Annotated in this window: 20 protein-coding genes; 12 read left to right on the top strand and 8 right to left on the bottom strand. The window is 72.1% G+C overall.

What is annotated here, in order from left to right:
- Window positions 1–106 precede the first annotated feature (106 nt).
- Entirely contained in the window at window positions 107–772 is a 666-nt protein-coding gene (locus AB0E85_RS28790; RefSeq protein ID WP_361932979.1) for an HAD family hydrolase, read from the bottom strand.
- 39 nt (window positions 773–811) lie between these two features.
- The gene (locus AB0E85_RS28785; RefSeq protein WP_361932977.1) at window positions 812–1,852 is read right to left on the bottom strand and encodes a PHP domain-containing protein; all 1,041 of its coding nucleotides are present in this window, start codon (window positions 1,850–1,852) and stop codon (window positions 812–814) included.
- Window positions 1,853–1,974: 122 nt separating this feature from the next.
- Between AB0E85_RS28785 and AB0E85_RS28780 the strand changes: the two genes are divergently transcribed.
- Together AB0E85_RS28780 and AB0E85_RS28775 are read left to right on the top strand one after the other, a co-directional pair.
- A complete protein-coding gene (locus AB0E85_RS28780) occupies window positions 1,975–2,784 on the top strand; it encodes an SDR family oxidoreductase (RefSeq protein WP_361932974.1) in 810 nt (269 codons plus the stop codon).
- Between the two features lie 37 nt (window positions 2,785–2,821).
- On the top strand, window positions 2,822–3,058 hold the full coding sequence (locus AB0E85_RS28775; RefSeq protein WP_031110714.1) for a hypothetical protein: 237 nt from the start codon (window positions 2,822–2,824) through the stop codon (window positions 3,056–3,058).
- 105 nt (window positions 3,059–3,163) lie between these two features.
- Here the strand turns inward: AB0E85_RS28775 and AB0E85_RS28770 are convergent, their stop codons facing one another.
- From AB0E85_RS28770 to AB0E85_RS28755, 4 genes are all read right to left on the bottom strand, one after another.
- Window positions 3,164–3,709 (bottom strand): VanZ family protein, encoded by a 546-nt coding sequence (locus AB0E85_RS28770; RefSeq protein ID WP_361932971.1) that lies wholly within the window; start codon window positions 3,707–3,709, stop codon window positions 3,164–3,166.
- A 199-nt stretch (window positions 3,710–3,908) separates the two neighbouring features.
- A complete protein-coding gene (locus AB0E85_RS28765; RefSeq protein ID WP_361932968.1) occupies window positions 3,909–4,571 on the bottom strand; it encodes a DUF4230 domain-containing protein in 663 nt (220 codons plus the stop codon).
- Window positions 4,572–4,676: 105 nt separating this feature from the next.
- Window positions 4,677–5,054 carry an anti-sigma factor antagonist gene (locus AB0E85_RS28760; protein WP_359630493.1) on the bottom strand — a complete coding sequence of 126 codons (378 nt, stop codon included), beginning with the start codon at window positions 5,052–5,054 and terminating at the stop codon, window positions 4,677–4,679.
- A gap of 190 nt (window positions 5,055–5,244) precedes the next feature.
- Entirely contained in the window at window positions 5,245–5,682 is a 438-nt protein-coding gene (locus tag AB0E85_RS28755; RefSeq protein WP_361932965.1) for a MarR family transcriptional regulator, read from the bottom strand.
- A gap of 103 nt (window positions 5,683–5,785) precedes the next feature.
- Between AB0E85_RS28755 and AB0E85_RS28750 the strand changes: the two genes are divergently transcribed.
- Both AB0E85_RS28750 and AB0E85_RS28745 read left to right on the top strand, forming a co-directional pair.
- On the top strand, window positions 5,786–7,240 hold the full coding sequence (locus tag AB0E85_RS28750; protein ID WP_361932962.1) for an aldehyde dehydrogenase family protein: 1,455 nt from the start codon (window positions 5,786–5,788) through the stop codon (window positions 7,238–7,240).
- 22 nt (window positions 7,241–7,262) lie between these two features.
- Window positions 7,263–8,369, top strand: a complete 1,107-nt coding sequence (locus tag AB0E85_RS28745; RefSeq protein WP_361932959.1) for an NAD(P)-dependent alcohol dehydrogenase — start codon at window positions 7,263–7,265, stop codon at window positions 8,367–8,369.
- Window positions 8,370–8,676: 307 nt separating this feature from the next.
- Here AB0E85_RS28745 and AB0E85_RS28740 read toward each other — a convergent pair whose 3' ends face one another.
- Window positions 8,677–9,627, bottom strand: coding sequence for an NADP-dependent oxidoreductase (locus AB0E85_RS28740; RefSeq protein ID WP_361932957.1), 951 nt, complete (start codon window positions 9,625–9,627; stop codon window positions 8,677–8,679).
- A 71-nt stretch (window positions 9,628–9,698) separates the two neighbouring features.
- On the opposite strand from AB0E85_RS28740, the gene AB0E85_RS28735 reads away from it, so the two are divergent.
- From AB0E85_RS28735 to AB0E85_RS28710, 6 genes are all read left to right on the top strand, one after another.
- Complete coding sequence (locus AB0E85_RS28735; protein ID WP_361932954.1) at window positions 9,699–10,643, top strand: helix-turn-helix domain-containing protein; 945 nt, start codon at window positions 9,699–9,701, stop codon at window positions 10,641–10,643.
- Window positions 10,644–10,913: 270 nt separating this feature from the next.
- A complete protein-coding gene (locus tag AB0E85_RS28730; RefSeq protein ID WP_361932952.1) occupies window positions 10,914–12,692 on the top strand; it encodes an ATP-binding protein in 1,779 nt (592 codons plus the stop codon).
- Window positions 12,693–12,696: 4 nt separating this feature from the next.
- Complete coding sequence (locus tag AB0E85_RS28725; protein ID WP_003994857.1) at window positions 12,697–13,107, top strand: roadblock/LC7 domain-containing protein; 411 nt, start codon at window positions 12,697–12,699, stop codon at window positions 13,105–13,107.
- Window positions 13,104–13,475, top strand: a complete 372-nt coding sequence (locus AB0E85_RS28720) for a DUF742 domain-containing protein (RefSeq protein ID WP_358963019.1) — start codon at window positions 13,104–13,106, stop codon at window positions 13,473–13,475. Before AB0E85_RS28725 ends, AB0E85_RS28720 begins: the two co-directional genes overlap by 4 nt.
- Window positions 13,456–14,058: an ATP/GTP-binding protein gene (locus tag AB0E85_RS28715; protein WP_107459759.1), complete on the top strand. Its 603-nt coding sequence runs from the start codon at window positions 13,456–13,458 to the stop codon at window positions 14,056–14,058. Before AB0E85_RS28720 ends, AB0E85_RS28715 begins: the two co-directional genes overlap by 20 nt.
- Window positions 14,055–15,305 (top strand): cytochrome P450, encoded by a 1,251-nt coding sequence (locus AB0E85_RS28710; protein ID WP_361932948.1) that lies wholly within the window; start codon window positions 14,055–14,057, stop codon window positions 15,303–15,305. Before AB0E85_RS28715 ends, AB0E85_RS28710 begins: the two co-directional genes overlap by 4 nt.
- Window positions 15,306–15,352: 47 nt before the next feature.
- Here AB0E85_RS28710 and AB0E85_RS28705 read toward each other — a convergent pair whose 3' ends face one another.
- Window positions 15,353–16,384, bottom strand: coding sequence for a 7-epi-alpha-eudesmol synthase (locus tag AB0E85_RS28705; RefSeq protein WP_361932946.1), 1,032 nt, complete (start codon window positions 16,382–16,384; stop codon window positions 15,353–15,355).
- Between the two features lie 307 nt (window positions 16,385–16,691).
- On the opposite strand from AB0E85_RS28705, the gene AB0E85_RS28700 reads away from it, so the two are divergent.
- Window positions 16,692–17,156 (top strand): pyridoxamine 5'-phosphate oxidase family protein, encoded by a 465-nt coding sequence (locus tag AB0E85_RS28700; RefSeq protein WP_361932943.1) that lies wholly within the window; start codon window positions 16,692–16,694, stop codon window positions 17,154–17,156.
- A gap of 79 nt (window positions 17,157–17,235) precedes the next feature.
- Window positions 17,236–17,628 carry a VOC family protein gene (locus AB0E85_RS28695; protein WP_030845174.1) on the top strand — a complete coding sequence of 131 codons (393 nt, stop codon included), beginning with the start codon at window positions 17,236–17,238 and terminating at the stop codon, window positions 17,626–17,628.
- Window positions 17,629–18,000: the final 372 nt, after the last annotated feature.

Below are 18,000 nucleotides of genomic sequence, written 5' to 3'. Positions count from 1 at the left end.
GTCCCTGTCCTTCCGCCCGCGGAGGGCTCCGGTCGCCCGCCGCACCGCATTCATCACACGCGTCATGCGCTGTGGGTATCCGCTCGACCGGCGGTTTCACGCCGCATCATGCGAGCGCCCCGTCGCCGAGGGCGGACAGGAGGTGTGCGGGGTCCGCGTAGACCGCGTCCGCTCCGGACTCCTCCAGGTCGGCGCGCGGGATGCCGCCGCACAGGACGCCCAGGCAGCGCACCCCGGCCCTGCTGCCCGCCCGCATGTCCCACACGGTGTCGCCGACGAACACCGCCCGCTCCGCCGGCGCCCCCACCAGCTCCAGGGCGTGCTCGACCGGCTCGGGCGCGGGCTTGCCCTCGGCGACGTCGTCGGCGGAGGCCGTGGCAGCGATGGCCTCGTCCGCGTCGATGGCCCGGCGCAGCGCGCTCAGCTCCGCGCCGCCCGCCGAGGTGGCGAGGACCACCGTCCAGCCGTCCCGGTGCAGCCGCCGCAGCAGCGCCCCGGCCTCCGGCAGCGCGGGCAGCCGGTCGAAGTACTGCCCGTACAGCGCCTTGTGACCGGCGCTGATGTCGGCGTCCCGGTTCTCGTCCCGGTCCTCGCCCAGCAGATGGGCGACCAGGTCGGTCGACGGCAGGCCCACGGCCCGGTGGATGGCGTGCATGGGCACGTCGTGGCCCGCCTGCCGGAACGCCTCCCACCAGGCCACGACGTGCAGATGGTTGGTGTCGACCAGCGTGCCGTCGACGTCGAACACGGCCGCCCGCCGCGTGCTTCCCATAGGTGCAGTTCCTTCCTCTCCGGCCGCGCGGGTACCACGTCAGCCGTCCGCCACGCCGGACGGCACGCGCCGCTCACGGGTCCAGGCCAGCAGCTCGTCGAGGGACCACGTGGTCACCACACGCTCGGGCGGCACCCCGCACTCCTCGGCCCGCCCGCACCCGTTGATCTGCCAGTCCAGCTGTCCCGGCGCGTGCGCGTCGGTGTCGATGGAGAACAGCACCCCCGCGTCCACCGCCCGGCGCAGCAGCCGCCGGGGCGGGTCCAGCCGCTCCGGCCTGCTGTTGATCTCCAGGGCCGTGCCCGTCTCGGCGAGCGCGGCGAACACGTCGTCCGCGTCGAACTCCGACTCCGGCCGACCCCGCCCGGTCACCAGCCGTCCCGTGCAGTGCCCGAGCACGTCCGAGTGCGGATCGCGTACGGCGGCCACCATCCGCCGGGTCATCGACCGGGCGTCCATGCGCAGCTTGGAGTGCACCGACACCACCACCACGTCCAGCCGGTCCAGCAGCTCCGGCTCCTGGTCGAGCGTGCCGTCCTCGAGGATGTCGCACTCGATGCCGGTCAGCAGCCGGAACGGCGCCCACGCCTCGTTCAGCTCCGCCACCACGTCCAGCTGCTCCCGCAGCCGCTCGGGCGACAGCCCCCGGGCGACCGTCAGCCGCGGCGAGTGATCGGTCAGCGCCGCCCACTCGTGGCCCAGGTCCGCGGCGGCCCGGCCCATCTCCTCGATCGGGCTGCCGCCGTCCGACCAGTCGGAGTGCAGATGACAGTCCCCGCGCAGCAGCGCCCGAAGTTTCTCCCCGCCCCGGACGGCCGGCTGCTCGTGCGCCTCGCCCTCCAGCTTCGACAGGTAGCCGGGCACCTGGCCGGCCAGCGCCTCCCGCACCACCTGCGCGGTCTTCGGGCCGACGCCCTTGAGCTTCTCCAGCGAGCCGTCCGCCGCCCGCCGGCGCACCTCGTCCCCGCCCAGGTCCTTCAGCACCCGGGCCGCCGTACGGAAGGCGCGCACGCGGTAGGTCGGTGCCAGGGACCGCTCCAGCAGGAAGGCGATCCGGTCCAGTGCCTCGACGGGGTCCATCGCCACCTCCACCTCAAGGGTTCCCCAGCGCCTCGCGGGCCGCACGACGGGCGGACGGTTTGCCCGGTGTCCCCCCGGGTACTGCGATGCCTCGTCCTGTCCCGCCGACGAGGAGGCTCGTCATGTCCGCCCCCAGCGCGTCCCCCAGCAAGGTCGCCGTGATCACCGGCGCCGACTCCGGCATCGGCCGCGCCACCGCCGTCCACCTGGCACGGGCGGGAATGGACGTCGGCATCACCTATCACAGTGACCGCAAGGGCGCCGAGGAGACGGCCGACGAGGTGCGTGCGCACGGGCAGCGGGCCGAGGTCGCCCGGATGGACCTCACCCGGCTGCCCGACGCCGCCGACACCGTCGACGACCTGTGCGAGCGGCTCGGCCGCATCGACGTGCTGGTCAACAACGCCGGGACCGGCACCATGACGCCCTACCTGGACCTGGAGCTGTCCGACGTGCGCGAGGTCCTGGACGTCGATCTCGTGGGGCCGTTCCTGTGCGGGCAGAAGGCGGCCCGGCACATGATCGACCACGGCGAGGGGGGCCGGATCGTCAACGTCACGTCCGTGCACGAGCACCAGCCCCGGGTGGGCGCCGCCCCCTACTGCGCCGCCAAGGGCGGACTCGGGCTGCTCACCCAGGTCATGGCACTCGAACTGGCCGAGCACCACATCACCGTCAACGCCGTCGCCCCGGGCGAGATCGCCACGCCCATGACGGGGCAGGAGGACACCGACCCGCACACCGAGAGCCGCCCGGGCATCCCGCTCGGCCGGCCCGGAGACGCCCGCGAGGTCGCCGCCGTCGTCGCCTTCCTCGCCGGCCCGGACGCCTCGTACGTCACCGGCGCGTCCTGGAGCGTCGACGGCGGCATGCTCCGGATGGGTCCGCAGGCCGGTTCGCACCTCACCGGTGACGACTGGCGCCGTCCCTGAACCCGCGCCGCCGCCGGTTGCGTTCTACGCTCGATGCATGACCGAAAGCGCGAGCCCGTACATATCCCACCCGCGGATCCTGGTGCTCGGGGTGCAACCGGGCACACCGCCGTTCCGGATCGTGCAGATCGACGGCCAGGTGGTCGGGGAAGCCCGGGCCGTCACCGACGTGCTGGCGGCCGCGGCCGCGTTCGGCATCACCGTGCACGACATGGACGACCCGGACGTGGTCCGGTGGGTGGGCGGAGACAAGTTCACCTGGACAGTGCACTAGTCGTTTGGATCACGCCGCAGACGCGGGGTGGACGGGCACTGTCCGGTCCCTGCGACCTGACCCCGACGACAGGCCTGGCCCCCCGGCGGTGCGGCGTGGTGGGCCCTACGCCTTGCCGGCCGGCGACTTCTCTCCCGCCCGGCCCCGGCGGGGCCTGCGTGCGTGGACGGCCCTGCTGAGGCGGCGTCCCAGGAGCAGATAACCGATGAGCGCGCCCGTCGTGTTGAGGATCACGTCGTCGATGTCGAAGGCGCGGCCGGTGACCAGCGCGCCCTGGGCGAACTCCACCAGGAGCATCACGGTCGCGGTCAGGAGCAGCACGCGCAGGATGCCGCGGGTGCGGGGGGCGACCACGGGCACGAGGACGCCGAACGGGATGCCCAGCAGGATGTTGCCGCCGATCTGCTTGAAAGCGTCGCGCAGTTCGGGCTGGTCGAGGTAGGCCTTCAGGGAGCTGCCCGGCGTCAGGTTGCTGTGGGTCAGCGCCTCCGAGGCGGGCGAGGGCTGGAGGGTCAGCCGGGCCAGCACCACCGCGAAGGCGACCATGAACGTGAACGCGCACAGCATCGCCAGCAGCCGGACGGGCAGCGGGAGCGGGCGTCGCTCGCTCCCGGACCCGGCGGTCCGGGGACGTGAGGCTGCACTGGCCATTCGGTCCTCCAGTCTTGAACTTCCCTGCGTGACACGGCGGTTACCCACGGTCTCGCCGACGATGCCGTGGGGCGTTCGTTCCCGGCCACGGTCCCCGGCGGTTTCGCCGTGGACCGCATCGCGGGGATCGCTCCCACCCTCCGTTTCCCACGTTCGGCCCGAGCACTCCTGGCGGGATCCCGCCGCGTACGGAAGCCGGTCAGTTCCCGTAGGAGACGCGCACCTCCTTGAAGCCCAGGGAGCGCAGCAGCCCTTCGAGCATGCCGGTGGTGTTGGACTCGGCGCGTGCGGTCAGCTCGCTCTCCTTCGCCGCGTCGCCGATGTGCCGCACCGCCAGCTTCTGCACGGCCTGTTCGCCGTTGGGGTTGTCCGAGAAGAGGTCGCCGAGGCGGTCGAAGAGACCGCGCTGCTTGGAGACCGCGTAGGAGCGGTCGGGGTCGAGGGATGGCTTGCCCAGCTGGGCGTGGGGCAGCCGGAGCGTGGCGGACGTGCGGTCGCCGTTGACCTTCACGTCGTTCTCGCCGATCTTGCCCAGGTCGACATAGGCGTCGACGGTGCCCGCGCCGACGTACAGGGTGCGGGTGCCGCGGATGGCGTCGGGCAGCAGCTTGGCGTCCTTCTCCAGGTCGACGACGACCTGGAAGTTGCCGGAAGCGGCGTCGTAACGGCTGATGTCCTGGATGGACTTCAGCAGTGCTGGGCCGGACCGGTCGTGGGTGTCCGTGCCGAACAGGTCCTTCAGGCCCGGGATCACGCTCAGCCGGAGCCCGGCGAAGAACACCACGAGCACCAGCACGAGCGCGGCCACCACCTTCGCCCAGCCGGGCATGCGCCTGGGGAGGCGCTTGACGGGAGTCGTCATGCGACGGCCCTCCTTCCTACTGTCCGGATGCCCGCCCCATCCCGCGCCAGACCGCCGAGTTGAAGAGTGAACGGGCCCGGCGGAAGCACGCGGGGCGCATGCCCGTCACGGACGGGAGGTGGCCTCCGGCTGCTCCAGCGCGGCGTCCAGCGTGGGCTGCGGGGGCAGGATCCGGGACAGACCGGTGATCCGCAGGACGCGCAGCGTGAGCGGGTGCGCGCAGACGAGGAGCACATGTCCCCGCCGGTCCAGCACCCGGCTGCGGGCCCGGTACAGCAGCCGCAGTCCGGAGCAGTCGAAGAAGTCGATACCGCTGAGGTCGATCACGACGCGGGCGGCGGGGCGGTCCGTCTCCCGGTCCAGGTGGGGTGCGATCTCCGCGGCCGCGGCGAGGTCGATCTCGCCGCGGAACTCCAGCACCGTGTGCCCACGCTCCTGGCGCACGCGCAGATGCCGGGTGAGCGGTGCAGGTTCCTGCCGCACGACGAGATCGCCTCCAGCCTGCTCCGTGCGTGGGAGGGGCCACGGCTCAACGCCGCTCCCCGCCCTGCAAGTTACCCTCCAACGAGTGAATTTGAGCATGTTCGATTGACATATGTCTTTGAATTCCGGCCGAGTTGGCCGAGGTGTACGCCGGGGCGTACGCGGGGGGCGCCGCAGGGGCGCGCTCCGGCTATGACAGCGCGTGCCAGGCCCTGGTGAGCGCCTGGCGGAACTGCTCCGTCTGGTGCGCCGTGAGATCGCGCACCATCCGCTCCTCCAGTTCCCGGACCGGTCCGGCGTGCCGGGCGAGCAGCTCGCGGCCGGAGTCGGTGAGCAGGATCAGCAGCTCCCGGCGGTTGCGGGGATTGCGTTCCCGGCGTACCAGGCCACGGCCCTCCAGGGAGCGGACCAGGTCGGCGATGGACTGGGCGGTGACGAAGGAGTCGCGCGCCAGCTGGGCCGCGGACAGCCCGTCGTGCCGCTCCAGCACGGTCAGCGCGGTGTACTGGAGAGCGGTGATCCCGGAAGGTCTGACCAGCTCGTCGAGGTGGGAGCGCACGACGAGCTCCACCTGCTTGACCATGTAGAGCAGGGAAGGGGGCGCCTTGGTCACCTGTGTGTCGAGCATGGGAGCAGGCTAGACCATTGACAGGAAACCTGTCCGTAAAGAGACTGCGCACAGACAGGAATCCTGTTTGTTGAAATCTTGGCGACGACGCTGAGGAGTGGCGATGACCACCTTCGAGAGCACACCCGGGCAGCTGTTCATCGGGGGCCGATGGCGCGAAGCCGCCGACGGAGCGCGCACCGAGGTGGTCGACCCGTCCCGGGGCACGGCCGTCACCACCGTCGCCGAGGCGGGCGCCGCCGACGTCGACGCCGCCGTACGCGCCGCCCGCGAGGCCTTCGACGACGGTGCCTGGTCCGGCCTGGGCGGCCGCGAGCGCGGCCGGGTGCTGCACCGCGTCGCCCGGCTGATCAGGGAGAACGCCGACGACCTCGCCGCACTGGAGAGCCTCGACGTCGGCAAGCCCATCACGCTGTGCGGCGCGGTCGACGTGACGAACGCGGCCAACGACTACGAGTACTTCGCGAACCTCGCCCAGAGCCAGGACGGCGCCCTGCGCGAGACCCCCATGAACGCCCTCGCCTACACCAGGCGCGAGCCCCTCGGCGTGGTCGCCGCGATCACCCCGTTCAACTTCCCGCTGATCCTCGCCGGCTCCAAGCTCGCCCCCGCCCTCGCGGCCGGCAACACCGTCGTCCACAAGCCCGCCGACGAGACGCCGCTCAGCGCCCTGTACATGGCCCGGCTGCTCCAGGAGGCGGGCGTCCCCGACGGCGTGGTCAACGTCGTGACCGGCACCGGCCCGGTGGCCGGCGAGGCGCTGCTGCGCCACCGCGGGGTCGACAAGGTCGCCTTCACCGGCTCCACCGCGATCGGCCGGCACGTGGCGAGCGTCGCGGGGGAGGCGCTCAAGCCCGTCACCATGGAGCTCGGCGGCAACGCCGCCCACATCGTGTTCGAGGACGCCGACCTGGAAAAGGCGGTCGGCGCGGTCATCAAGGGCTTCGTCTTCAACACCGGCCAGTTCTGCATGGGCGGCCCGCGCCTGCTGGTGGCCCGCTCGGTGTACCCGACCCTGCTCGGCATCCTCGCCGAGGCCGTGCCCGGCGTGCCCATCGGAGACCCGCGCGACCCGGCCACGGTCGTCGGCCCGATGGCGGCCGAGAAGCACCTGAAGAAGGTCGAGGAGTACGTCGCCCTGGCCCGCATGGAGGGCGCCCGCATCGTCTGCGGCGGCGAACGGCTCGACCTCGACGGCGGCTACTACTACAAGCCCACCGTCATCGCCGACCTGGCGAACGACTCCCGCGTGATCCAGGAGGAGATCTTCGGGCCGGTCCTCACCGTGCAGCCCTTCGACGACGAGGACGAGGCCGTCGCCCTCGCCAACTCCACGCCCTACGGCCTGGCCTCGGGTGTCCAGACCGGCAGCCTCGCCCGCGCGCACCGGGTCGCCGGCCGGCTCCAGGCCGGCATCGTCTGGGTCAACGACTGGGCGATGCTCGACCCCGCGGTGCCCTTCGGCGGGGTGAAGGACTCCGGCTACGGCCGCGAGTACGGGCCCGAGGCCCTCGCCGGTTACACCAAGGTCAAGTCCGTCGTCGTCTCGCTCGGCTGAGAACCGTCCAGGAGTCATCACGATGCCCACCACCACCCGAGCCGCGGTCGTCGAGTCCGGCGGCGCGCCCTTCACCCTCTCCGACGTCGTCCTCGACGCACCCGGCCCGCACGAGGCGCTGGTCCGCATGGCCGCCGCCGGCCTGTGCCACACCGACCTCGGGGTGGCGAGCGGCGGACTGCCCTTCCCCCTGCCCGGCGTCCTGGGCCACGAGGGGGCCGGCGTCGTCGAGGCCGTCGGCTCCGCCGTCACCGGCGTCGCGCCGGGCGACCACGTCCTGCTCTCCTTCACCTCCTGCGGCGACTGCCGCAACTGCCGCGGCGGGCACCCCGCGTACTGCGCGACCTGGCTGCCGCTGAACCTGATCGGCGGCAGCCGGGCCGACGGCACCAGCACCATCAGCCGGGGCGGCGAGGCCCTGGGCGGCCACTTCTTCGGCCAGTCCTCCTTCGCCGAACTGGCCCTCGCCGACGAGCGCAGCCTCGTGAAGGTCGACCCGGACGTGCCGCTCGCGTCGATCGCCCCGCTGGGCTGCGGCGTACAGACCGGTGTGGGCGCCGTGTGGAACGTCCTGAAGCCGGAGACCGGCGGCACGGTCGTCGTCCTGGGCGCGGGGGCGGTCGGCCTGTCGGCCGTCATGGCGGCGGCCCTCACCCCGGCCACCAGGATCGTCGCCGTCGACCGGGTCGCCGAACGCCTGTCGCTGGCCGAGGAACTGGGAGCCACCCACACCGTCGACACGAGCGGGACGGACCTCGCCCCGGCCCTCGCCGAGATCACCGGCGGGCAGGGCGCGGACGGGGTCGTCGAGACCACGGGCAACGTCGGTGTCCTGCGGCAGGGCGTCGACGCCCTGGCCGCGCGCGGCACCCTGGTCGTCGTCGGCGCCCCGCCCTTCGGCACGGAGGTCGCCCTGGACGTCAACGGCCTCCTCGGCGGCAAGCGGATCGTCGGCCTCACCCTCGGCGACAGCGAGACCCAGACCATGATCCCGGCCCTGGTCCGCCTGGTGAAGGACGGCCGCCTCCCGCTGGACCGCCTGATCAGCACGTATCCCTTCGGGGACATCGACCGGGCCGTCCAGGACATGAGGTCGGGCAAGACGATCAAGCCGGTCCTGACGTTCTGACGCGGTCTGCCCGGGCATCGCACCATGGCTGCGCTGCTTGGGCCGGGCGCCTCGGAGTTCGGGGGTTCTGGTTTCCGGGCGGGCGCGGGACGTCAGCGGCCAGTCGCGCAGTTCCCGGCGCTCCCCTGAAAGACCGCCCCCCGCCGGCCGCGCGGAAACGACCGGCCGGGCCGACAGGGAGACCGGGACCCGCCACCTTCGGCGGTGCCCCGCCTTCGAATGGCCGCTGCTGAGAAAGGCCGCCGCTGAGAAGCACGCCTTCAAGGGGCGCGGCACAGGGACGGGCGCCGCGCCCGGGTCGGCGTGCTCAGTCGTTCAGCAGCACCAGCTTCCCCGTCGTCCGGCCGGTGTCGCCGAGGGTGTGTGCCTCGGCGGCCTCGGCCAGCGGGAAGGTACCGGCGATCGTGGCGCGCAGCTTGCCCGCCCCGACCAGTTCCGCGATCGCCTCCATGCCGCTGCGGTCGGCGTCCACCAGCATCCGCAGCGCCCGGACACCGAGCCGCTCGGCCTCCTCGTAGAGGTCGTCCGAGCCGACCGGGAGGATCGACACCAGGACGCCGCCGGGGCGCAGCACGCGCAGCGAGCGCAGGGCGTTGTCGCCGCCGATCGTGTCCAGGACGACGTCGGCGTCCTTCACCGCCTCGGTGAAGTCCGTCTCGCGGTAGTCGATGGTCTCGTCGACACCGATCCCGCGCAGGAACTCGTGCTTGCCCGCGCTCGCGGTGCCGATGACGTACGCGCCGCGCGCCTTGGCGATCTGCACCGCCACGTGCCCGACCCCGCCCGCCGCCGCGTGGATCAGTACCCGCTGCCCGGGCCGGAGGTCCGCATGCTCGGTCAGTGCCTGCCAGGCGGTGAGCGAGACCAGCGGGAGCGCGCCCGCCTGGGTGTGGTCGACCCCGGCCGGCTTGCGGGCGAGGGCGCGCACCGGGGCGATGACGTACTCGGCGTGCGAGCCGTGCCCGTACGGGTACGGCAGCATGCCGAAGACCTCGTCACCGGGCGCGAAGGCCACCACGCCGATGCCGAGCGCCTCCACCACACCGGAGACGTCCCAGCCCAGGACGAAGGGCGGCTCGCCCAGGAACCCGCCGGTCGCCCGGTGCTTCCAGTCGGTCGGGTTGACCCCGGCGGCCCGCACCCGGACCAGCACCTCGTTCGGCTTCGGTACCGGGCGCTCGATCTCCACTTCCTTCAGGACCCCGGGACCGCCGAGGACGTCCTGGCTGATGGCTCGCATCGTGTTCTGTGTGCTCATGGTCAACCAGCGTGCCGGTCCGCGGACCCCGCGCCAATGGCAAGATTGCCAACATTCGATACGATCGTGCCATGCGACGTGAACGAGTGGTGGTCCTGGCCCTGGACGGGGTGTACCCCTTCGAGCTCGGCATCCCCAGCCGGATCCTCGGCGCGGCCGACGGCCGGTACGAGGTCATCACCTGCTCGGTCGACGGCCGTCCGGTACGCACCGACGCGGACTTCGGCGTCACCGTGGAGCACGGCCCCGAGGTCCTGGCCACGGCGGACACGGTCGTGATCGCGCCCGTGGCTCCCGACCGTCTGGCCGACGAGGTGTCCGAGGAGGTCCTGGCCGCCCTCGCGCTCATCCGCCCCGGAACCCGCATCGTCTCCATCTGCACCGGCGCCTTCGTGCTCGCTGCCGCAGGCCTCCTCGACGGACGCCGGGCGACCACCCACTGGCAGGTCGCCGACCACTTCCGGCGCATGTTCCCGCGGGTCGACCTCGACCCGGACGTGCTCTTCGTCGACGACCACCCGTTCCTCACCTCCGCCGGGGCCGCCTCCGGCGTGGACATCTGCCTGCACCTCGTCCGCAAGGACCACGGCAGCCGCCTCGCCAACAGCGTCGCCCGCCGCTGCGTCGTCCCGCCCTTCCGGGACGGCGGCCAGGCCCAGTACATCGAGCAGCCCGTACCCGAGCAGGGCGCCGCGAGCACCGCGGCCACCCGTGCCTGGGCCCTGGAGCGCCTCGGCGAACCCCTCACCCTGGCCGACCTTTCCGGCCACGCGCGGATGAGCCGGCGCACCTTCGCCCGCCGCTTCCACGACGAGGTGGGTCTCAGCCCCGGCCGCTGGCTGATCCAGCAGCGCGTGGCGCGAGCCCGGCAGCTGCTGGAATCCAGCGACCTGACGGTTGATCAGATCGCCGGCCGGGTCGGCTTCGCGACCGGTGCCTCCCTGCGCCAGCACCTGAACACGGCGATCGGTGTCTCCCCGCAGGCCTACCGCCGCACCTTCCAGACCGCGCGCTGACACCGAAGGCGGGAGGCAGGCGCCTGCTCACCTGATACGACGCCAATTCCACTGACAGCAAAGCCATTTGTCGACCTGTTGCCTTCTTTCGGAGCGTGACGGAACCCTCACGTCCGGAGGGGGGCGAGATTGATCCTTTCGGGTCCAAACCCGATAGGGTTCCGATCGGCGCTGCGAGTTGACGCGATCGCGTCCAGTCGACTCGCGGTGCGTACTCATGAGTGCGATCCACACCCCCCCCGTTCGATCGTGTTGCTTCGAAGGATGCAGATGGAACTCGCCACTCCGCCACCGGCGGCGCGGGCCCCTGTCGCCTGGTACAGCTGGTGGTTGATGCCGCTGGGCTTGGGAGGCGGGACCGTTGCCGCCACGTTCATGAGCTCGGATCGAATAACCGCGGCCGTCGCCGGAGTCGCGGCGACGGCGGCCGGTGCCGTGTGCGTACGGCTGCTGCTGCGCACCCGGGCACAACTGCACCGGGCGGAAGGCTCCTTCCGCGCCACACAGGCCGAGCACAACCAGCAGTGGCAGCAGCATGTGGCGGGCCTGGAACGCAAGTTCGCCGCCGACCGCGCCACCCTGGAATCCCGGCTCAACGAGCAGAACGCCGCGTACGAGCGACGCCTGGCCGACCAGAGCTCGACGTACGAGACGCAGCTCGCCGACCAGAGGACCTCGTACGAGACGCAGCTCGCCGACCGGTCCCGGGCCTATGAGGAACGGCTGACCGAGCAGGCCACCTCCTACGAGGCCCAGCTCGCCGACCAGGCCGAGGTCTTGCAGGAACAGCTCTCCCACCAGCTCGCCGCCGTCGCCCGGCTCGCCGACGAGCAGCTGCCCGACGCGATGGAGAAGCTGCGCGCCGGTGACGCCATCGACGACCTGCTGCCCACCGTCAACCAGTGCGCCAAGGTCAGTTCGGAGCTCCAGGCCGAACTGCGCAAACTGCTGCGCACCTCCCTGATCGGCCTGGAGGCGGAGTTCGACCGCTCCACCTCCGCCGAACAGGCCGTGATCAGCATCGGCAACCGCATCCACGTCCTGACCAGCAAACTCCGCGGCCGTCTGCACGAGATGCAGGGCGAGCATGGCCGTCTGCCGGCCGTCGCCCGGGGCCTGATGGAGCTCGACCAGGAGCTCGGCCCCGCCGACTCGCTCGCCGCGAGCATCGGCGTGCTCGGCGGCTCCGACCGGCCCGGCCGGCAGTGGCAGGAGCCGCAGCGGCTGCTGAGCGTGGTGCGCGGCGGCATCGGCCGGATCAAGGACTTCCACCGGATCCAGGTGCGCCACCTGCCCGAACTGGGCGTCGACGGCGGCCTCGTCGACCACCTCACGCTGGTCCTGGCCCACCTCCTGGACAACGCGGCCCGCTACTCGCCGCCCACCGAGCCGGTGCTCATCTCCGGCAAGGAGGTCCCCAACGGCGTCGGCATCGAGATCCAGGACTCCGGCAAGGGCCTGAGCGAGGAGAAGAAGCGCGAGGCCGAGCACGCCCTCGCGGGCACCGCGCCCGGCGCGGGCCTCGGCGGCATCACCGAGGACGCCAACATCGGCCTGCGTGTCGTCGGTGCCCTCGCCCGCCGCTACGGCATCCGCGTCACCTTCGCGGACTCGCCGTGGCTCGGAACCTCCGTGGTGGTCGTGGTCCCGCACAAGTACTTCAGCCCGCTGCCCGCGGCCGCGACCGCACCGGCCGCGCCCGCCCCGGAGGTCCGCACCGCCACCGCCACCGCCACCGCCACCCCGGCCCCGGCCCGCGCGACGGCCACCGTGCCCGAACCACGGGCCGCGCAGACGGAGGCCGCGGAGACCACGCCCGGCGGACTGCCCCGGCGCCGCAGCAAGCGGAACGAGACCGAGGCGCCCCGGCCGGCCGGACGGGCCGACGGGGGCACTGTCGCCGCCGTTCCGCCGGACGCGTCCTTCTCGGGTCTCGCCGCCTTCGCCACCGCCGGACGCGACGCGGCGGAGGCCTCCGAGCCGGCCGGCGAACGCGACACCCTGGCCGGCCGCGAGTACACCGAGCACCGCACCGAAGAGAGCGACTAGTCCCATGACGCAACAAGGAACAGATGTGAGCTGGGCGCTCCGCGATCTCGTCGAGAGCATCCAGGAGATCCGTTTCGCCCTCGTGGCCTCCAGCGACGGCAAGGCCATCACCTCCTACGGCGCCGAAGACCCCGACGACGTCGACCGCTTCGCGGCCGTGGTGGCCGGCCTCCAGGCCCTGGCCCAGCCGGTCGCCGAGCAGTTCCCCAAGTACGCCGGGCAGCTGCGCCTCGCGATGATCGAGGTGGACGGCGGGCACCTCTTCGTGGTGCGCGCGGGTGTGGAGACCTACCTCGGTGTCCTCGCCAGGGAGGGCCTCGACCAGGGCCTGCTCGGGCACCAGATGCGGGACCTGGCCCGCAGGATGGGTGAGCTCCTCGGCACCACTCCGCGCCTGGAGGAGCACTCTGGATGAGTGCTCCCCGCAGACCGTCGGACCCGTCCGGTCTCGAGCGCTACTACGTCCTCACGGGAGGGCGCAGCGGACCGGGCGGTTCGGCGTCGAGCCTCGACGTGGCGACCCTCGTCGTCTCCCGCGCCGCCCCGTTAGCGGGCATGCAGCACGAACACGAGGAGATCCTCCGCCGCTGCCGCGACCCGCTGTCGGTCGCAGAGCTCGGCGCTCACCTCGGGCTCCCCTTCAACATTCTCGCGGTGCTGCTGTCGGACCTGCTGGACGCAGGTCGCGTCGAAGCCCGTAACCCCATCCCGGCGCACGACGCCGGCCGCGGGCCCGACCTCGCGCTCCTTGAGGAGGTACTCAGTGGACTTGAAAGGCTTTGACCAACCCGGAGGCTCGGCCGGGGAGACCCGCTCGGTGAAGGTGATGATCGCGGGCGGGTTCGGCACCGGGAAGACCACCATGGTCCGGTCGGTCAGCGACATCAAGCCGCTCACCACCGAGGAGACCCTCACCCAGGCCAGTGCCGACGTCGACCACCTCATCGGCGTCGCCGACAAGACGCAGACCACCGTCAGCCTGGACTTCGGCAAGATCGGCATCAACGAGAGCCTGGTGCTGTACCTGTTCGGCACGCCCGGGCAGGAACGGTTCTGGTTCCTGTGGAACGGGCTGTTCAAGGGGGCCCTCGGGGCGGTCGTCCTGGTGGACACGCGCCGCCTGGAGTCCAGTTTCCGGGCGATCGAGGAGATGGAGCGGCTGGAAGTCCCCTTCGTGGTCGCGCTGAACGTCTTCCCCGACTCGCGGAACTACCCGGTGGAGGAGATCCGGGACGCCCTGGACATCCCCGAGCACACCCCGGTCGTGGCCTTCGACGCCCGCGACCGGGCCTCCAGCCGGGACGTCCTGGTCGCCCTGATCCACCATCTGAAGGAACGCTCGGCCGTGGCCCTGGAGCCCCGATGAACGACTCGACCGAATCCGGACTCCAGGCCGCGCGCGGCTGCCCCGTCGCCCACCACGGCGCCGACCTGACCAGGCTGTACGGCCCGGACGCCGCGACCGACCCGACGGGCATCTACGAGCGGCTGCGCAAGGAGCACGGCTCGGTGGCGCCGGTCCTGCTCGAAGGCGACGTGCCCGCCTGGCTGGTGCTCGGCTACCGCGACAACCGGCGGGTGCTCGACAACCCCCGGCAGTTCAGCCGGGACGCGAGGATCTGGCGGGACTGGGCCGACGGGCGCGTCGACGAGACCTCACCGCTGATCCCGATGATCGGCTGGCGCCCGGACTGCGTCTCCCAGGACGGCGAGCCGCACCGCAGACTGCGCGCCGCCGTCACCGACGGGCTCCAGGCGGCGGCCGCCCGCGGTATCCGGCGCCACGCGACCCGCATCGCGAACAGGCAGATCGACGCCTTCGCGGACACCGGGCAGGCCGACCTCGTGTCGGACTACGCCGAGTACCTGCCGATGCTCGTGCTCTCCCGCATCCTCGGGCTGCCCGAGGCGGAGGGCCGCGACCTGGTCGAGTCCTGCGCCCAGGTCCTCAAGGGCGGCGAGGACGCCCTCGCGCACAACGAGCGCATCATGGGGATCCTCGGTGAGCTGGCCGAGCGCAAGCGGGCCGAGCCCGGCGGCGACTTCACCACCGCCCTGCTCGGGCACGCGGCCGGTCTCGACGAGGACGAGGTGGTCAGCCATCTGCGTCTGGTGCTGATCGCCGCCCACACCACGACCAGCAACCTGCTGGCCCGGGTGCTCCAGATGATCCTCACCGACACCACCCGGCTCTCCGGACTGATCAGCGGCCAGCTGAACATCTCCGCCGTGGTGGAGGAGGTCATGTGGAACAGCCCGCCGCTGGCGGTGCTTCCGGGCCGGTTCGCCGCGAGCGACCTGGAGCTCGGCGGCCACCAGATCCAGGAGGGCGACCTGCTGGTGCTGGGTCTCGCTGCGGGCAATTGCGACCCCGACGTCCGGCCGGACTCCGGTGTCTCGGTCCAGGGCAACCAGGCACACCTGGCGTTCAGTTCGGGTCCGCACGAGTGCCCCGGGCAGGGCATCGGCCAGTCCATCATCGAGATCGCGGTGGACGTCCTGCTGCACCGCCTGCCGGGCCTGACCCTGGCCGTCCCGCCGGACGAGCTCTCCTCGACCGCCTCCACGTGGGAATCCCGGCTGGACCGACTGCCGGTCGAGTTCGCCGTGTAGCGCCGTCGCACGGTGCCCGGCCGGACGCCCGGCCGGGCACCGTGGTGTCATACGGTCAGCAGGTCGTCCACCGAACCGCGTCCGGCGAGTTCGGCCGTGGCCACCGCGCCCTCCTTCGCCGCCGCGTAGCGACCGGTGGTCAGTGCCCACTCGTAGTTGCCGTTGATCCAGTGCTGGATGGCCTCCACCCCCATCCGCACCCGGTCCCGCTCCGCCTCGTCGAGCCGGAGTTCGTCGCACATCTGCGGGACGCGCTCCTGGAGTGCGAGGTACTCGTCGAGGCAGGCGATCGTCATCCGGTACGCCTCGTCCGTGGCCTCCTGCCAGGAGCAGCCCCGCTCCCGGCGCAGCACGGCGATGAGGTTGTGGCCGTCGCCGCGGCGTTTCTCGCGCTCGAAGGAGTGGATGTCGTTCATGAACCCGATGGTGTCCGCGGCCAGATCGCGCATCCGCTCCATCACCGGATGCGCCATGGCCTGCGCCGGCACCTCGAAGCCGCGGCTGCGCTCACCGGCGTCGATGCTGTGGTGGATGCCGACCGTACGGCGCCGGAAGGCGGTGTACTCGTCGAGTCCCAGCGTTCCTTCCAGGCCCCGGGCGGCCAGATCGACCTCCTCGCAGTGCGCGACGAGGAACCGCCCCCAGGAGGCGGCGAAGCGCGACTGCCACGTCAGGGACATGCCATTCGAGAGATGGTTCCACACCTCGGCCCAGGCCACGGATATCGGACAGACCACGCGGGGCGGGCTGCCCGCCGGGCGCAGGGGAGTCACGATCAGCTCCCGGGCGACCTCCGCTATGCGCTCGGCGCGGTCCGGCCTGCCGGCATCGAACTGGTCGTCGAAGAGGAAGGCCAGCGAGAACCAGTTCATCAGGACGACCATGTCGTCCGCCGACGCGTGCGGATAGGTACGGGCCGCGGCCAGGGGCAGGTCCCAGGACTTGTACTCCTCGAACCCGTCCCGGCTGTGGACCAGGCGCATTTCCCACACCCAGCGCAGATGTCGTGCCCGGGCGAACTCCAGGTGCTCGCTGACAGGGGTGTCGAAAGGCAGGTCGAACCGGACGTCCTGAGGCATGTGCTTCCTTTCGGGAGACGGACCGCAGAGCCCCCCGCCCCTGCGAGCGGACGGTGCCAGGACCGGCCGCACACTCGAACTCGGCTTCGCAGTCCGAACGTTGAACCGAGAAGCGGTACGAGACTGCCCAAGGCGCGAACAAGCCATTCCGTGACACGGCCGTGATCTCGGTTACGGCGGAAAGCGCTTGAGCTGCGTACACTCCCTCCTCCCTCACAGGCGGCGGCCTGTCCGCCGGGCCTCCGGCGCACCGGGGCGCCACACTGGTCCGAGTCCGTCCGACGACTCGTCAGGAGGCCCACCCGCGATGACGTCCGCACCCGTACGCAGCGCCGAGCAGCGCAAGAAGGACACCCTGCACCGCCTGGACCACGACGTGGACGCCTGGGTCGCCACGGCCGACGGCGCGTCGGGCACGCCCTACCTCGTCCCGCTGTCCTTCCTCTGGAACGGCTCGTACCTGCTGTTCGCCACACCCGCCTCCAGCCCCACCGGACGGAACCTGGCCGCGTCCGGCCGGGCCCGGGTGGGCATCGGGCCGACCCGTGACGTCGTCCTCGTCGAGGGCACCGTCGAAACGGTCCAGCCCGCCGAGCTGGCCGAGCAGGACGCCGAACTCTTCGCCGCCAAGACGGGGTTCGACCCCCGCCGGCTCGCCACGCCGTACCTGTACTTCCGTGTCGTCCCGCGGCGGGTGCAGGCCTGGCGGGAGGCCGACGAACTCGACGGCCGTGAACTCATGCGTGACGGACGGTGGTTGAAGGCCGACTGAATCGGCCGGACCGGGATATCCGCAAGGTACGGATCCGCGGGGCACGACCGCCCCGCGGCCGGAATCCCGCGGAGGAGACATGGCACTGGTGAAAGCGGGGGTCCTCGTGCTCGACTGCGCCGAGCCCGAGAAGCTCGCCGTGTTCTACAAGGAACTGCTGGAGGGGGAGGAGTCGGACGCCACCGCCAACCGGGTGGAGATCAAGAGCGCCGACGGTTTCCGGATCGCACTGCGCCGGGACGTCAACGCGACCCCGCCCAGCTGGCCCCGCCCGGAGAACTCCCTCCAGGCCCACCTGGAGTTCGTGGTGGACGACCTCGACGCGGTGGAACGCCGCGTCATCAGCCTCGGCGGCCGCCCCCTGGAGGCCAAGGAGCCCTCGGGCCCGCTGGAGGAGCGCGGCTACGCCGATCCGGCCGGCCACTCCTTCACCCTGCGCCGCACCGCTCCGACGGCACCCAAGCAGGGCTGAGCGGGCGGTTCAGCCCGTCGCCGGCCACGGCCGGATCCCGCGTCAGGTCGTGACGAGGGTACGGGCCATGACTACAGGGACGGCCGTGCCGGCGAGGATGCTCAGCACGGCGTTACGACGCCACAGGTGCGGGCCGGCGGTGACGGCCGGGGTGGCCGGCGGACCGGCGCGCACGGCCGGGCGACGGACAGGTCGCGCAGACAGCGGACGACCGGGAACACCGTCACACCGGCGGGCATGCGCGTGCTGAGGGAGCGCCCGGTGGCGCCCGCCCGCTGCGGGCTGAGAGCGGCGAAGGACGAGAGTGCGGGCCGGCCCCCCCCCGCGGGCCCCCGGCGGGGGCGCGGCGGGGGGCAGGACCGGCCGCCCCAC

This window comes from Streptomyces sp. NPDC029044 (assembly GCF_040637495.1).
Taxonomy (GTDB): Bacteria; Actinomycetota; Actinomycetes; order Streptomycetales; family Streptomycetaceae; genus Streptomyces.
Note: the sequence above shows the minus strand (reverse complement) of the source record. Positions and strands in the feature narration are given on the sequence as shown.

Bases quoted from the DNA above. Each gene is read 5' to 3' on its own strand.
- AB0E85_RS28750 (WP_361932962.1), top strand. From the start codon at position 5,786: ATGACCACCTTCGAGAGCACACCCGGGCAGCTGTTCATCGGGGGCCGA.
- AB0E85_RS28735 (WP_361932954.1), top strand. From the start codon at position 9,699: ATGCGACGTGAACGAGTGGTGGTCCTGGCCCTGGACGGGGTGTACCCC.
- AB0E85_RS28695 (WP_030845174.1), top strand. From the start codon at position 17,236: ATGGCACTGGTGAAAGCGGGGGTCCTCGTGCTCGACTGCGCCGAGCCC.
- AB0E85_RS28780 (WP_361932974.1), top strand. From the start codon at position 1,975: ATGTCCGCCCCCAGCGCGTCCCCCAGCAAGGTCGCCGTGATCACCGGC.
- AB0E85_RS28770 (WP_361932971.1), bottom strand. From the start codon at position 3,709: ATGGCCAGTGCAGCCTCACGTCCCCGGACCGCCGGGTCCGGGAGCGAG.
- AB0E85_RS28790 (WP_361932979.1), bottom strand. From the start codon at position 772: ATGGGAAGCACGCGGCGGGCGGCCGTGTTCGACGTCGACGGCACGCTG.
- AB0E85_RS28710 (WP_361932948.1), top strand. From the start codon at position 14,055: ATGAACGACTCGACCGAATCCGGACTCCAGGCCGCGCGCGGCTGCCCC.
- AB0E85_RS28745 (WP_361932959.1), top strand. From the start codon at position 7,263: ATGCCCACCACCACCCGAGCCGCGGTCGTCGAGTCCGGCGGCGCGCCC.
- AB0E85_RS28785 (WP_361932977.1), bottom strand. From the start codon at position 1,852: ATGGACCCCGTCGAGGCACTGGACCGGATCGCCTTCCTGCTGGAGCGG.
- AB0E85_RS28725 (WP_003994857.1), top strand. From the start codon at position 12,697: ATGACGCAACAAGGAACAGATGTGAGCTGGGCGCTCCGCGATCTCGTC.
- AB0E85_RS28765 (WP_361932968.1), bottom strand. From the start codon at position 4,571: ATGACGACTCCCGTCAAGCGCCTCCCCAGGCGCATGCCCGGCTGGGCG.
- AB0E85_RS28755 (WP_361932965.1), bottom strand. From the start codon at position 5,682: ATGCTCGACACACAGGTGACCAAGGCGCCCCCTTCCCTGCTCTACATG.
- AB0E85_RS28705 (WP_361932946.1), bottom strand. From the start codon at position 16,384: ATGCCTCAGGACGTCCGGTTCGACCTGCCTTTCGACACCCCTGTCAGC.
- AB0E85_RS28720 (WP_358963019.1), top strand. From the start codon at position 13,104: ATGAGTGCTCCCCGCAGACCGTCGGACCCGTCCGGTCTCGAGCGCTAC.
- AB0E85_RS28740 (WP_361932957.1), bottom strand. From the start codon at position 9,627: ATGAGCACACAGAACACGATGCGAGCCATCAGCCAGGACGTCCTCGGC.
- AB0E85_RS28700 (WP_361932943.1), top strand. From the start codon at position 16,692: ATGACGTCCGCACCCGTACGCAGCGCCGAGCAGCGCAAGAAGGACACC.
- AB0E85_RS28730 (WP_361932952.1), top strand. From the start codon at position 10,914: ATGGAACTCGCCACTCCGCCACCGGCGGCGCGGGCCCCTGTCGCCTGG.
- AB0E85_RS28775 (WP_031110714.1), top strand. From the start codon at position 2,822: ATGACCGAAAGCGCGAGCCCGTACATATCCCACCCGCGGATCCTGGTG.